Raw genomic sequence first — 13697 nt, 5'->3', positions numbered from 1 at the left:
GATGCGCATGTTCGGATTGCTCGGCCTGGTGCTCGCGCTGGTGATCGTCGGGCTGCTTGCGAAGAAGCAGCTGGCCACCACCGCGGCCCCGGCGTTGCCGGTGGTGCCCGGCGCTGCCTCGCCCGCGCCAGGCGAGGCGCCGGCCAATGCGCGCACGCAGGTGCAGCAGGTGCAGACCCAGGTCAACCAATCGCTCGACGCCGCTGCCCAAGCGCGCAAGATGCCGGATGACAACTGAGCCCCTACAGCCTTTGCAGACAGGCGACGCGCACTGGATGGCGCTGGCGCTGGCCGAGGCGCGCCGGGCTGCCGACGCCGGCGAGGTGCCCGTGGGTGCGGTGCTGGTGAAGAACGGGCAGGTCATCGCCACGGGCCGCAACACGCCGGTGGCGCAGCACGATCCGAGCGCGCATGCCGAGATCAACGCGTTGCGTGCCGCGGCGGCTGCACTCGGCAACTACCGGCTCGACGGCTGCGAGCTCTTCGTCACCCTCGAGCCGTGTGCCATGTGCGCGGGCGCCATGCTGCATGCGCGGCTCGCGCGCGTGGTGTTCGGCGCGGCCGATCCCAAGACAGGCGCGGCGGGTTCCGTAGTCGATCTTTTCGCGGAGCCCCGCCTGAACCATCGCACCCAGGTGCAGGGCGGTGTGCTGGCCGCTGAATGCAGCGCCGTGCTCCAGCAGTTCTTCAAGGAGCGGCGCGATGCGGCGCGCGAGCAGGCCGAGCCCTTGCGCGACGACGCACTGCGCACGCCGCCCGAGCGCTTCGATGCGCTGGAGGGCTACGCTTTCGAGCCGCGCTACATCCACGACCTGCCCAGCCTGCGAGGCTGGCGCATGCACTACATAGACGAAGGGGAAGGCGAGGGCCCTGGCGGCGCGCAGACGGCCTGTTGCCTGTGCCTCCATGGCCCCGGCGAATGGGGCTACTTCTTTCGCCATCTCGTGGATGTGCCGGGGCTGCGCACGCTGGTGCCAGACCTCATTGGCTTCGGCAAAAGCGACAAGCCCAAGCGCGAAGCGGTGCACACGCCAGAATGGCACTGCCAAGTGCTGAGCGAATGGCTCGACCGCATGCCGGCCGAGCCGATGGTGCTGGTGCACAGTGCCGCGGGCGCCGGGTTCGCGATGTTGCTGCAGGCTGCAAGGCCCGAGCGGTTCACGGCCGTGCTTCTTGCACCCGATGCTGGCGAGCTGGTTGGCAATGCATGGCGTGCGCCATTCCCGGACCGCGGCTACCAGGCTGCGCTGCGCGCGCTTGGGCCCTTGGCGTCGACATCGGGCCCGAACGGGCAGCAGGCCGCGTCGCTCGCACAGAAGGCTCGCAACGCAATGGGATACTCGGCGGCGTGACCAAACACATCTACATCTATTCCCCCTCCAGCGCGATTCGCGACAAGGCCGCCTTCCGCCGCGGCGTCGCAAGGCTCAAGGCCCTTGGCTATGACGTCGAAGTCGACGAGGCCGCGCTTGCAGTGCACCAGCGTTTTGCGGGCGACGACGCGACACGGCTCGCCTCGATCAGCCGGGCCGCCGCAAGCGGGGCCGACATTGCCTTGATTGCACGCGGCGGCTACGGCCTTACGCGCATCCTCGATGCCATTCCCTACAAGGCAGTGGCCAAGGCGATCCAGCGCGGAACCGAATTTGTCGGCCTGAGCGATTTCACGGCTTTGCAGAATGCGCTGCTCGTCAAGACCGGCGCCGTCACCTGGGCCGGCCCTGCGGTGGGCGAAGACTTCGGTGCTGAGGGCGGCGCCGACGACATCATGGAAGCCTGCTTCGACGACCTGGCGAGCGGGCAGGGCGAAGGCACCGGCTGGCGCATGCCGGTGCGCGACGCCGGGCTGAAGCTCAAGCCCGTACACGACGCAACCTTGTGGGGCGGCAACCTCTGCGTGCTTGTCAGCCTGCTCGGAACGCCTTATTTCCCCCGGGTGGAAAAAGGCGTGCTCTTCATCGAGGACACCAACGAGCACCCGTACCGCATCGAGCGCATGCTCGACCAGCTGCGCATGGCCGGCGTGCTGGCAAAGCAGCGCGCCATCGTGTTCGGCCAGTTCACCGGCATGCGCAAGGTGCCGGGCTATGACCGCGGCTTCGGTTTCGATTCAGTGGTCGACCGGCTGCGCGCGACCCTCAAGGTGCCGGTGCTCACGGGCCTGCCTTTCGGGCATGTGCAGACCAAGGTGCTGCTGCCCGTGGGGGCCAAGGTGGAGGTGGCCGCCGAGGGACGCGATGTTTTTATGGTGTGGGGCCACCGGCATGCGCATGACCACGACGCGCATCACACGCACGACCACGCGCATTGAGCACCGCGAGCGGCTGCGAACGAAAAACAGGAGGCGGAAGGAACGGCAGCCGCCGGGCTGCCGTGAAGGCCTGTATGCCGGCGCCGTTACTGGTGCTGCGTAAAGCGCTGGTGCACGCGCGGGCCCATCGAGCCCGGGAGGCCGCCCTCGAACATGCTGTTGATGGCCTTCATCTGGCGGCGGGCGGCGGCTTCGCCGTCGATGGCGCTCAGCGCCACCATCACGTCCTGGCGCAGGTACCAGAGCGATTCCACGTCGGCCGCAAACCGCACGCGCTGCGCAACGCGCTGCACCGAATGGCCGCCGTGCGCCTGCAGCACCGAAAGCATGGCCGAGCGGATTCTTCCCAACTGGTTTTCTCCCATCCGGGGAGACCCGAGACCGGGAATTCCGAAGAAGCGAAAAAAGCGACGAAAAGTCAGCATGAGGACTAAAAGCGTATTGCCGGAAGCAAGGACGGTTGCTACCTTAAGCCTCAGTCAGGCGATTAACAAGTTCTGAAACAGTGTTTCTTGTTTGTAAACAACAAACTTTACGCTTCAGTTGAAGTGGTCGTTGGCGTTTGACTACGAAAGTTGTAAAAATTAATGTCATCTCCCGAACGGCCTCACAAGTTCAAAACGAAGAAATGGGGTTAACAGGTTCGTCCCAAGCGTCGATCCGCCAACTGGCCGTTAATGTGTGGGCATCAGCAACTGTTGCCTTCGAGTTCCCTCAACAGCATGGATGCCAATTCCACAGTCGTTTTCGCAGACCTGACCGGGAGCTCCCGGGTCTTTGAAGCCATGGGAAACGCGCGCGCCACCGAAACGGTGACGCGGCTCACCCAATGGATCGGCAGCATCTGCCAGGCGCACGGGGGCAGGGTGGTCAAGTCGCTGGGCGACGGCGTTTTTGCCATCTTCTCGCACGCCGCCGCGGCCACGCATGCGGTCATCGAGCTGCAGCGCTACCACCAGAAGCGCCTGGTGGCCTGGCCGGCGCCGCTGCGCATGGCCCTGCAGATCGGCGTTGCAAGCGGCGAGGTGCTCGAGGTCGAGGGCGACTGCTTTGGCGATGCGGTCAACCTGGCCTCGCGGCTGAGCGACCTGGCGGGGCCCGGGCAGATCTGGGCCACCGACGCGGTAATTTTGCAGCTGCGCGAGGTCGGCGTGCGGCACCGCGACCTGGGCCTCATCACCATTCGCGGGCGCAGCGAAATGTCGGCGGTGCACCGCATCGACTGGCAAGAGGAGGTGACCTCGTTCCTGACCGTGCCGGCCGCGCTCATGCCCATGCGCCTGCCCGACTCCTCGTTTGGCCAGATCGAGCTCGCGTGGCTCGACGTGCGCTCCATGTTTCGCACTGAAGAGCTGCCGATTCACCTGGGCCGCGTGAACGACGCGCAATTCGTGGTCACCGATCCGCGCGTTTCGCGGCTGCACGCGCGCATCGAGCTGCGGCAGGGCAGTTGCGTGCTGACCGATCTCAGCACCTACGGCACCTGGGTGCGGTTTCACGGCAACGGCGGGCCGAGCAACGAGATCGCCCTGCGGCGCGAAGAGTGCGTGCTGCATGGCAGCGGAGAGATCGGCCTTGGCGCATCGCTGAGCGATTTCACCGCGCCGACCATCGCCTTCAAGACGGCCGGTACGGAAATGCTGCTGTCGCCCCGCGCCGCCTAGCGCCGAAAGCTCATTGCGGCGCGGTCAGAATCGCGGCGAGCTGGCCGAAGTCGATCGGCTTTTGGAGATGGTGGTCGAACAAGTCCCGCGCCGACGCGCCGGCCGCGTCTTCCACCGAGAAGCCTGAAATGGCCACCAGCAGCCGCGGGCCGCCTTCCGCGGATTCCGTGCGCAACCGCCGGGCCACCTCGGTGCCCGGAAAGTCGGGCAGCGTAAGGTCGATGAGCGCCGCATCGAAGTGCTCGGCCTTGGCCGCGTCCATTGCCTGCTGCGCGGTGTAGGTGCAGCGGGCGGTATGGTCCTGCAGAGTCAGCAGTTCCTGCAGCAGGTCTGCCGCGGCCTGGTTGTCGTCGACGATCAGCACATTCACGGTGGCACGCTTTCAATCAGCTTGGGCGAACCTCGCAGTATCCCGGTCAATCGCAAGGCATGCAGTAGGAGGGCGCCTACGCCTCCGTTTCGGCCGCGGTCCTGGCAACGGCCTCCAGCGGCAGTTCGACTCGGAAAAGGGCCCCTTCGCCCGGCGTGCTCTCCACGTCGATGCGGCCGTTGTGCAGGCACACGATCTTGCGCGTAATGTAGAGGCCAAGGCCCAGGCCCGACGCATGCTTGCGGCTGTCGTCCGTGCGTTCGAACTGCTCGAAGATGCGTTCCTGGTCTTCCGGCGCAATGCCGATGCCCTGGTCGCGCACCGTGATGCGCGCGGTGCCGTCAACCTGCGCGAGCACCATTTCGACGGGCTTGCCGCGGCCGTAGCGCAGTGCGTTGGTCAGCAGGTTGGTCAGCACCTGTTCGATGCGGAACTCGTCCCACACGCCCCGCAGTTCGCGCGGCGCTTCCAGCGCAATCACCGAGCCCGCGGCCTCCGCCTGCTGCCGCAGGCCTTCCACCACGGCCCGTGCAAGGGCGGCCAGGTCCACCGGCTTGGGCTGAATCGAGAGCGCGTCGCGCCGCATGCGCGTCACGTCGAGCATGTCGTCGATGAGCCGCACCATGTTTCGTATCTGCCGCTGGTCGCGTTCGATCATCGCGGGCAGCCGGTCCGCGGCAAAGGACTCCAGGTTGCCCTTGGCCACATGCAGCTGCCGCAGCTGGGTTTCGAGGTAAAGCGTGTTGAGCGGCGTGCGCAGCTCGTGCGAAACCATCGACATGAAGTCGTCGCGCATTTGCACCGCGCGTTCGAGCTCGCGCTGCGTATGCCGCAGCTGCTGCACCAGTTCTTCCTGCTTGTGGTTGGCGGCAGCCAGCTTTTCCATCTCCTGGCCCAGCGCCTTGCGGTGGCGGTGCAGGTCGACGAACACGTTGACCTTGCTCGTGACCGCATGCGGATCGAGCGGCTTGTGCAGGAAGTCGACCGCGCCGCTTTCGTAGCCTTGAAAGGCGTAGTTGAGTTCACGGCCCGCCGCGCTCACGAAGATGATGGGTATGTGCCGCGTGCGCTCGGTGCCGCGCATCAGCTCGGCCAGTTCGAAGCCGTTCATGCCCGGCATCTGCACGTCGAGAATGGCCAGCGCAAACTCGTGGTCGAGCAGCAGCGCAAGCGCTTCCTCGGCCGAAGTCGCGCGGAACACCGCGCGCCCGGGGCCGCGAATCAGGGCCTCGAGCGCAAGAAGATTTTCTGGCAGGTCATCGACGATCAGCAGCTTGCTTTGGACGTCAATGGGCATGGGCGGACTCCAGTTGCAAGAGCAATGCGCGAAGCTCGCGCAGGGGCAGCACGTGATCGGGGAAATGCAAGGCAATGGCCGCTTGGGGCATGATGGAAATCTGAGCTTCGTGGGGGTCCTGAACGGCGGTAATGCCGCCGGCCTGGTGAATACGCTGGAGGCCCTCGGCGCCGTCTTCGTTCGCGCCGGTCAGCAGCATGCCGGCGAGCGCGGGGCCGTAGGCATCGGCGGCGGAGGCCATCAGCACGTCGATGGAGGGCCGCGAAAAATGCACCGGCGGCTCGCAGCTGAGCGAAAAGCGCCGGTCGCGCTCGATCGACAGGTGATAACCCGGCGGTGCGAAATACACATTACCGGCCGCGAGCGGCATCTTGTCCGCCGCCTCGTGCACGGGCAGGTGCAGGCGGTCGGCAAAGATCTGCGCCAGGTGGCTTTCATGGTTTTCGGGCACGTGCAGCACGATCACGACGGGCAGCTTCCATGATGGCGGGAGCCCATTCAGCAGCGTGAACAACGCCTCGATGCCGCCGGCGGATGCGCCGAGCACCACGGCCTCGACACGCCGGCCCGGGGTTGGGGGTGCGGTCAGCTTCATGTGGCCTTGCGGTAGATGCGTTCCGGTTTCGAATGCGCATCGAAGCGCTGCGAATAGCTCGAAAAGTCGATGCTCTCCTTGGAGCCCAGTCCCAGAAACCCGCGGTGGCAGAGCGACTCATGAAAGAGGCCCAGCGCGCGGTCTTGCAGTTCGCGGTTGAAATAGATGAGCACATTGCGGCAAGACACCAGCTGCGTTTCGGCAAACACGCTGTCGGTTGCCAGGCTGTGATCGGCAAAGATGACGTCGGAGCACAGCGATGGGTCGAACCGGGCGGCCTCGTAAGCGGCCGTGTAGTAGTCGGAGAAAGAACTCCGGCCTCCGGCGCGCTGGTAGTTGGCCGTGTACCCGCGAACCGCCTCGATCGGAAAGATGCCCTGCCGCGCCTTTTCGAGCGAAGCCGGGTTGATGTCGGTCGCGTAGATCTGCGTGCGCGAGAGCAGGCCTTCCTCACGCAGCAGGATGGCGAGCGAAAACACCTCTTCGCCCGTGCTGCAGCCCGCCACCCACACCTTCACCGAGGGGTAGGTGTGCAGGATGGGCACCACATGCTGGCGCAGCGCCAGAAAGTAGGCCGGGTCGCGGAACATCTCGCTCACCGGAATCGTCAGGTACTGCAGCAGCCGGCCGAACAGCGCCGGGTCGCGCAGCACTTTTTCCTGCAGCGCCGAAATGCTCGGGAGCCCGAGCTGCGCCAGCGCATGCAGCACGCGGCGCTTCTGCGACGCCACGGTGTAGTTGCGAAAGTCGTAGCTGTACCTGAGGTAGATGGCCTCCATCAGCAGCCGCAGCTCGATCTCCGTGTTGCTCAACGGGGAGGGCAGGGAAGACGGCGGCGGCAAAGGCGGGACGGAGGAGGTCACAGCCGCTCCATTTTCGGCAACCACACACGCAAGAGCGAGAACAGGCGCTCCAAATCCACAGGCTTGGCCAGGTAGTCGCTGGCGCCGGCGGCCAGGCATTGCTCGCGGTCGTCCTTCATGGCCTTGGCGGTAATCGCAATCACGGGCAGCTTGTCGAAGCGCGGGTCGGCGCGAAGGCGGCGCGTGGCTTCCAGGCCGTCCATCTCCGGCATCATCACGTCCATCAGCACCAGGTCGATCTCGCGCACCTGGGCGAGCTTTTCGAGCGCCTCGCGGCCGTTGCGGCCGATCTCGACCGCGGCGCCGCGCTGCTCCAGCGCGCTCGTCAGCGCGAAGATGTTGCGCACGTCGTCGTCCACCAGCAGGATGGTGCGGCCCTCGAAGATGCGATCGCGCCCGCGCACGGCCTTGAGCATGCCCTGGCGCTCGCTGGAAAGCTCGGCCTCCACCTTGTGCAGGAACAGCGTGACCTCGTCGAGCAGCCGCTCCGGCGACCGGGCGCCCTTGATGATGATGGAGCGCGAATAGCGCTGCAGCTCGGCCTCTTCGTCGCGCGTGAGGTTGCGTCCGGTGTAGACGATCACGGGCGGGAACGAAACGATTTCTTCCGCCGCCATCTGCTTGAGCAACTCGCTGCCCTGCATGTCGGGCAGGTGCAGGTCGGTGATCATGCAGTCGAACACGCGCTTGCGCAGAAGCTCGAGCGCCTCTCCGCCCGAGCCCACGGCAATGATCTCGATGTCTTCGTCGCCGATGAGCCGGATCACGCTCTCGCGCTGCAGCGCGTCGTCTTCGACCAGCAGCACGGTCTTGACCTTCTGCGTGAGCTTTTCCTCCAGCCGGGCGAACACCTGCATCAGTTCGGCGCGGGTGGCCGGCTTCTGTGCGTAGCCGATGGCACCCATGTGCAGCGCGGCAGCCTGCGCGTTGTCGGCGGCCGACACCACGTGAATCGGAATGTGGCGCGTCTTCGGCGAATCCTTCAGGCGCTGCAGCACGTCCAGCCCGGTGCTGTCGGGCAGGCGCATGTCGAGCAGGATCGCGTCGGGCACAAACTGCTGCGCCAGCTCGAAGCCGTCCGCGGCACCGTGCGCCACCAGGCAGCGGTAGCCAAGCTCGTGCGCCAGGTCGTAGAGGATGTGTGCGAACTGCGGCTCGTCCTCGATCACGAGCACCCGGCGAACCTGGTCGCGCGGCAGCTCGCGGTCGTCGGCAAAAAGCGGTGGCGGCACCGCGCCCGCGGGTGCGGGCGGGGCGGGCAACGCATGTCCTGTGAAGGACATGGGAGAAGAGGGGGCCTGCACGGCTGCCGATTTGGCGAAAGCCGGGGCGGGCTCTTGCAAGCCTTGCGGCGCCACGGCCGGCAACTGCAGCGTGAAGGTGCTGCCCTGGCCGGGCTGGCTTTGTACCGCAAGCGTGCCGCCCAGCAGCCGTGTGAGGTCGCGCGAGATCGAAAGGCCCAGGCCCGTGCCGCCATAGCGGCGGCTGGTGGTGCCATCGGCCTGGTGAAAGGCTTCGAAAATCAGCGCTTGCTGGTCGGGTGCAATGCCGATGCCCGAATCGGAAACCGCAAAGACCGCGCCGCCGTCCGGCGCGGCGGAAACCACCAGCGCCACCTCGCCGCTGTCGGTGAACTTGATTGCATTGGAGAGCAGGTTCTTCAAAATCTGCTCGACCCGGTGCCGGTCGGTCTCCAGCAGGGCCGGCGTGCCCGGGCGCATCTCCAGCCGGAAAGCCAGCCGCTTTTCGCCGGCCAGCGGCTTGAAGGTGCTCTCCAGGCTTTGCGCGAGTTTGTCGAGCGCCACGTTCTCGACCACGATCTCCAGCTTGCCCGCCTCGACTTTCGAGATGTCGAGGATGTCGTTGATGAGCGTCAGCAGGTCGTTGCCCGACGAATAGATCGACTCGGCGAACTTCACCTGCTCGGGGCTCAGGTTGCCTTGCGGGTTGTCGCCAAGCAGCTTGGCCAGGATGAGCGCACTGTTGAGCGGCGTGCGCAGCTCGTGCGACATGTTCGCCAGAAACTCCGACTTGTAGCGGCTTGCCCGCTGCAGCTCGTCGGCACGGTCTTCCAGGTCGCGCTGCACGCGGCGCAGGGCGGCGTTGCGCTGGTCCAGTGCCTCGGTGCGCTCCGAAAGCTGGCTGTTGGTCTGCTCCAGCTCGGCTTGCTGGTTCTCCAGCATGGCCTGCGATGCCCGCAGCGCGCGCGACTGTTCTTCGAGTTCCTCGTTGGCGGTGCGCAGTTCTTCCTGCTGCACCTGCAGCTCTTCGTTGAGTTGCTGCGTTTCGGCCAGCGCGTCCTGCAGCTGCTCGCGGTAGCGGGCCGCGGCCAGTGAATCGCCGATGTCTTCGCCCACCAGGTCGAGCAGTTCGTTGGTGCGCGAATCGGGCGCGGCCGGAAGGCCGAGCTCGACCACGCCGTTGACCACGCCGTTGCTCGACACCGGCATCAGCAGCACGGCCGAAGGCGCCATTTCGCCCAGGCCCGAATTGACCTTCAGGTAATCGGCCTGTATCGGCTCGACGAGCATGCGGCGCCTTTCTGCCGCGGCTTGGCCGAGCAGGCTCTGGGTGGGCGAAAACACTTGCGGTGAAGCCTCCGCCTCCATCGAGAAGCCGTAGCTCGCTGCCCGGCGCAGCGTGCCGTCCCGCTCGCGAACGTACAGTGCGCCCACCGCGCTGCCCAGGTGCCGCGAGCAAAAGGCCAGGACCTTGCGGCCCAGATCGTTCGCGCTCAGCTCGCCGACCAGTTCGCCCACCAACTCGGTTTGCGCACTTCGCAGCCATGCCTGCTGCGCCAGCCGCTCGGCATGCGCAGCTTGCTCCTGCAGCACCACGTCGTAGCTGTTCGAAAGCCGCACCAGCTGCCGCCGGCCGAAGTACGCCACCAGGCCCGTGAACAGCAGCGTGAACAGCAGGAATGTGCCCACCACCAGCCAGCTCGTGCGATTGGCTTGCTCGCTGCGCTGAAAACGCAGGCCCTGTTCGGTCTCGATGAAGCCGGCGAACTCCGCCCGCATGGCATCGTTCAGTTGCTTGCCGCGGCCTTGCCGCACCGCCTGCTGGTAGTCGGAGCCGCCCTTGCGCACCGCAATGAGGCCGCGGGCAAATTCATTCCATTCCTGCTGGAGCGAGGCAATGCGCTCCAGCCGCTCCTGCTGCTGCCGGTTGTCCGAAACCAGCTTGCCGAGCGCGTCGATGTCGCCCTTGATTCTGGGCAGGGCGGTTTGGTAGGGCTCCAGAAAGCTCTCGTCCCCGGTAATGAGAAAACCGCGCAGGCCGGTTTCCATGTCGATGCTGCGCCGCTGCAGCTCGCTGGCGCTGCGCGTGACGCGGTCGGAGTGCTCGACCGCACCAATGGTCGACAGCAAGAAGACGATCAGGCCGACGAACACCAGTGCGCCGATCAGCCCGCCGAGCAGCGGCAGTTTCAGGTTGCGGCTCAGCAGGCGGTCGAAATCATCGGGGTCGATCGCGGTCGGAGTTTTCATTCGGGCAAGATTTGTAAGCAAAACTTTTCTAGTTTTGCCCAAGTCCGAGGTCCTTTGTGTCGGAGAAGGCCCCGAGACGCTCCTCTGCAGCCATGCGGTGCGCCGGTAAACGCCCGCCGTTATACTGTTGTTTCATACAGCGCACCCAAGTGACCGCGAATCCTTCGACCAAGCTGCAGAACGGGGTGATCGATCCGCCCGGGGAGCGCACGGTGTCCGTCAAGGCCCTGTGTGCCTTCGCGGCCAAGGAGGGCGACCTCGACCTGCGTTTTGTGCCCGCGCCGAGCGCGCTCGAGGGCATGGCCGGCCACGCGCTGGTGCAGGGTAGGCGCGGCGACAGCTACCAGAGCGAGGTGGCGCTGGTCTCGCACTGGGGCGCACTCAAGGTGCGCGGCCGTGCCGACGGGCATGACCCGCGCGAACGCCGTGTCGAAGAAATCAAGACCTTCCGCGGCGACTTCGATGCCATCCGCGGCAACCACCGGGCGCTGCATTGGGCGCAGGCACGCACCTACGGCTGGATGCTGTGCGAACTGCACGGCTACGAGCGCATCACCGTGGCGCTGGTGTACCTCGACCTCGCCACCGGAGACGAAACCGTGCTGGAAGAGCAGCACGAACGGGCTGCGCTGCAGGCGCATTTCGAGCGCCTGTGCGCGTGCTACAGCGCGTGGGCCGAGGCCGAGGCGGCGCACCATGCCGGGCTCACGGGCGCGCTTGGCCGGCTCGAATTTCCGCACGGTGCGTTCCGCGCGGGCCAGCGGGAACTGGCCGAGGCCGTGTACCGCGCCGGCGTGAACGGCCGCTGCCTGATGGCGCAGGCGCCCACCGGCATCGGCAAGACGCTGGCCACCATCTTTCCGCTGCTCAAGGCACGGGCCGCGCAAAAGATCGACAAGATCTTCTTTCTTACCGCCAAGACCTCCGGCCGCGCCGTGGCGCTGGACGCGCTGCGTTTGCTCGGCAAAGACGGCGCGCAGGTGCGCGTGCTCGAACTCACCGCGCGCGAGAAGGTGTGCGAATACCCGGACCGGGCCTGCAACGGCGATTCATGCCCGCTCGCCAAGGGCTTTTACGACCGCCTGCCCGCCGCACGGGAAGAGGCGGCGCGCACCGCCCGGCTCGACCGGCAGGCGCTGCGGCACATTGCGCTGGCGCACACCGTGTGCCCCTATTTCCTCGCGCAGGAAATGGCGCACTGGTGCGACGTGATCGTGGGCGACTACAACTACTACTTCGACGGCAGCGCCTTTCTCTTTGCCACCATGAAAGACGCCGAGTGGCGCGCGGCCGTGCTGGTCGACGAGGCGCACAACCTGCTGGAGCGCGCACGCGGCATGTACACCGCCCAGCTCGACGGCCCCGCGCTCGAGGAAGCCCACCGCGCAGCGCCCGCCGCGGTGCGCGGGCCGCTGGCCCGGCTCTACCGCGAGTGGGACACGGTGCAGCAATCGCAGTCTGAGCCCTATGACGTTGTCGACGAGGTGCCCGAGCGCTTTGCGCGCGCCCTGCAGGCGGCCAACATGGCCATGGGCGAGTATTTCGCGGCCACGCCTGAAGCCCTGCAGGGCCCGCTGCAGCGCTTCTTCTTCGACGCGCTGCAGTTCGCCCGGCTGGCTGAATCGTTCGACGACCATTCGGTTTTCGAGCGAACGCTCGGGCCCGCGCAAGACCAGCAGCAGCGCAGCCTGGCCATTCGCAACCTGGTGCCGGCGCCGTTCCTCGAACCGCGGTTTGCCGATGCTGCGTCGGTCACCTGCTTCTCCGGCACCTTGTCGCCTTTCGAGTTCTACCGCGACGCGCTCGGGCTGCCGGCGGACACGACCTTGCTCGACGTGGCTTCGCCTTTTTGCAGCCGGCAACTGCGCGTGGAAGTGGCCATGAACGTGTCGACCCGGTTCCGTGACCGTGCCGGCTCGCTGCGCAGCGTGGCCGAAATCATCGGCGCGCAGTTCGAGCGCCTGCCGGGCAACTACCTCGCATTCTTCAGCAGCTTCGACTACCTTGAAAAAGCCTGCGCGGCTTTCCTGGCCAGGCACCCCGGCGTGCCGGTGTGGGCGCAGACCCGCGGCATGGCCGAGGCCGAGCGGCGCGACTTTGTGGCTCGCTTCGAAGAAGGCGGGCAGGGCATCGGCTTTGCCGTGCTCGGCGGCGCGTTCGGCGAAGGCATCGACCTGCCCGGAAGCAGGCTCATCGGCGCCTTTGTCGCGAGCCTGGGGCTGCCGCAATACAACGCCCTGAACGAGATCACGCGCGAGCGCATGCAGGCGCGCTTCGGCAAAGGGTACGAGTACACCTATCTGTATCCGGGCCTGCAAAAAGTAGTGCAAGCGGCTGGCCGGGTCATTCGCACCGAACAGGACCGCGGCGTGCTGCATCTGCTGGACGACCGGTTTGCACGCGCCGAAATCCGGCAGTTGCTGCCGCCCTGGTGGGAACTGCAACTGGGCGGCCCGGCGCGTGCCAGAGACGAATGGGGAGGCTTCGATGCGGTCCGGTAGGCGCATTCAGCTGGCCGACGAGCCAGACCTGTTCGGCGAGGTGCCGGCGGCCGCGATCGAAGGGCTGCGGTACCAGCACGAATTTCTCACGCGCGCCGAGGAAGAGGAACTGCTGCGCATCGTGCAGGGCTTCGAGCTGCGGGAGATGCGCTACAAGGAATACACCGCGCGCCGCCGCGGCATCAGCTTTGGCGGCAGCTACGACTTTGCCAACCATCGCCTGAAGCCTGGCGCCGCAATGCCGGAGGTGTTCCACCCGCTGAGGGCCAGGGTGGCCGAATGGATGGGCATGGCCCCCGAGGATTTCGCCCACATGCTGGTGGCCGAATACCGCCCCGGAACGCCGCTCGGCTGGCACCGCGACGTGCCCGACTTTGAAGACATCGTCGGCGTTTCGCTGCTCGGCGACGCCGTGATGCAGCTGCGGCCCTACCCACCGGCCAGCGCTACGGCGCCCGCCAGCCTCGAGCTGTTGATGGAACCGCGCTCCATCTACACGCTGCGCGGCGAAGCGCGGTGGGCATGGCAGCACGCCATTGCGCCGACAGAGACGCTGCGCTATTCGATCACCATGCGCACGCGGCGGCGCGCATGAGATCGCGCGC

General features: G+C 66.4%; 12 protein-coding genes. 6 read left to right on the top strand and 6 right to left on the bottom strand.

The genetic code is table 11. The features are described 5' to 3' along the window. Position 1: 1 nt before the first annotated feature. The 3 genes from V9L21_RS12740 to V9L21_RS12730 are packed head-to-tail and all read left to right on the top strand — an operon-like array spanning position 2 to position 2311. On the top strand, positions 2-238 hold the full coding sequence (locus tag V9L21_RS12740) for a hypothetical protein (RefSeq protein ID WP_337312338.1): 237 nt from the start codon (positions 2-4) through the stop codon (positions 236-238). Further along, positions 228-1352 (top strand): tRNA adenosine(34) deaminase TadA, encoded by a 1125-nt coding sequence (gene tadA / locus V9L21_RS12735; RefSeq protein ID WP_337312336.1) that lies wholly within the window; start codon positions 228-230, stop codon positions 1350-1352. Before V9L21_RS12740 ends, tadA begins: the two co-directional genes overlap by 11 nt. After that, complete coding sequence (locus V9L21_RS12730; protein WP_337312334.1) at positions 1349-2311, top strand: LD-carboxypeptidase; 963 nt, start codon at positions 1349-1351, stop codon at positions 2309-2311. The genes tadA and V9L21_RS12730 overlap by 4 nt, the downstream gene beginning before the upstream one ends. 86 nt (positions 2312-2397) lie before the next feature. Here the strand turns inward: V9L21_RS12730 and V9L21_RS12725 are convergent, their stop codons facing one another. Beyond that, a complete protein-coding gene (locus V9L21_RS12725; protein WP_337312332.1) occupies positions 2398-2640 on the bottom strand; it encodes a hypothetical protein in 243 nt (80 codons plus the stop codon). Between the two features lie 393 nt (positions 2641-3033). Here V9L21_RS12725 and V9L21_RS12720 point away from each other — a divergent pair, with 393 nt between their 5' ends. Continuing rightward, positions 3034-3975, top strand: a complete 942-nt coding sequence (locus V9L21_RS12720; protein WP_337312330.1) for an adenylate/guanylate cyclase domain-containing protein — start codon at positions 3034-3036, stop codon at positions 3973-3975. 10 nt (positions 3976-3985) lie between these two features. Here the strand turns inward: V9L21_RS12720 and V9L21_RS12715 are convergent, their stop codons facing one another. From V9L21_RS12715 to V9L21_RS12695, 5 genes are all read right to left on the bottom strand, one after another. Further along, a complete protein-coding gene (locus V9L21_RS12715; RefSeq protein ID WP_337312328.1) occupies positions 3986-4345 on the bottom strand; it encodes a response regulator in 360 nt (119 codons plus the stop codon). Positions 4346-4421: 76 nt separating this feature from the next. After that, the gene (locus tag V9L21_RS12710) at positions 4422-5642 is read right to left on the bottom strand and encodes a hybrid sensor histidine kinase/response regulator (protein WP_337312326.1); all 1221 of its coding nucleotides are present in this window, start codon (positions 5640-5642) and stop codon (positions 4422-4424) included. Continuing rightward, positions 5632-6237, bottom strand: a complete 606-nt coding sequence (locus V9L21_RS12705) for a chemotaxis protein CheB (RefSeq protein WP_337312324.1) — start codon at positions 6235-6237, stop codon at positions 5632-5634. Before V9L21_RS12705 ends, V9L21_RS12710 begins: the two co-directional genes overlap by 11 nt. Continuing rightward, positions 6234-7049, bottom strand: a complete 816-nt coding sequence (locus V9L21_RS12700) for a CheR family methyltransferase (RefSeq protein ID WP_443304772.1) — start codon at positions 7047-7049, stop codon at positions 6234-6236. Before V9L21_RS12700 ends, V9L21_RS12705 begins: the two co-directional genes overlap by 4 nt. A gap of 47 nt (positions 7050-7096) precedes the next feature. Then, positions 7097-10591, bottom strand: coding sequence for a response regulator (locus tag V9L21_RS12695; RefSeq protein ID WP_337312322.1), 3495 nt, complete (start codon positions 10589-10591; stop codon positions 7097-7099). 212 nt (positions 10592-10803) lie between these two features. On the opposite strand from V9L21_RS12695, the gene V9L21_RS12690 reads away from it, so the two are divergent. Together V9L21_RS12690 and V9L21_RS12685 are read left to right on the top strand one after the other, a co-directional pair. After that, entirely contained in the window at positions 10804-13092 is a 2289-nt protein-coding gene (locus V9L21_RS12690) for an ATP-dependent DNA helicase (protein WP_337312540.1), read from the top strand. After that, entirely contained in the window at positions 13079-13687 is a 609-nt protein-coding gene (locus V9L21_RS12685; RefSeq protein ID WP_337312319.1) for an alpha-ketoglutarate-dependent dioxygenase AlkB, read from the top strand. The genes V9L21_RS12690 and V9L21_RS12685 overlap by 14 nt, the downstream gene beginning before the upstream one ends. Positions 13688-13697 lie beyond the last annotated feature (10 nt).

This window comes from Variovorax sp. CCNWLW235, from assembly GCF_037204085.1.
Classification (GTDB): Bacteria; Pseudomonadota; Gammaproteobacteria; order Burkholderiales; family Burkholderiaceae_C; genus Variovorax.
Note: the sequence above shows the minus strand (reverse complement) of the source record. Positions and strands in the feature narration are given on the sequence as shown.

Coding starts and splice junctions, on each gene's coding strand:
- V9L21_RS12740 (WP_337312338.1), top strand. CDS start 2: ATGCGCATGTTCGGATTGCTCGGCCTGGTGCTCGCGCTGGTGATCGTC.
- V9L21_RS12685 (WP_337312319.1), top strand. CDS start 13,079: ATGCGGTCCGGTAGGCGCATTCAGCTGGCCGACGAGCCAGACCTGTTC.
- V9L21_RS12695 (WP_337312322.1), bottom strand. CDS start 10,591: ATGAAAACTCCGACCGCGATCGACCCCGATGATTTCGACCGCCTGCTG.
- V9L21_RS12710 (WP_337312326.1), bottom strand. CDS start 5,642: ATGCCCATTGACGTCCAAAGCAAGCTGCTGATCGTCGATGACCTGCCA.
- V9L21_RS12720 (WP_337312330.1), top strand. CDS start 3,034: ATGGATGCCAATTCCACAGTCGTTTTCGCAGACCTGACCGGGAGCTCC.
- V9L21_RS12725 (WP_337312332.1), bottom strand. CDS start 2,640: ATGCTTTCGGTGCTGCAGGCGCACGGCGGCCATTCGGTGCAGCGCGTT.
- tadA (WP_337312336.1), top strand. CDS start 228: ATGACAACTGAGCCCCTACAGCCTTTGCAGACAGGCGACGCGCACTGG.
- V9L21_RS12705 (WP_337312324.1), bottom strand. CDS start 6,237: ATGAAGCTGACCGCACCCCCAACCCCGGGCCGGCGTGTCGAGGCCGTG.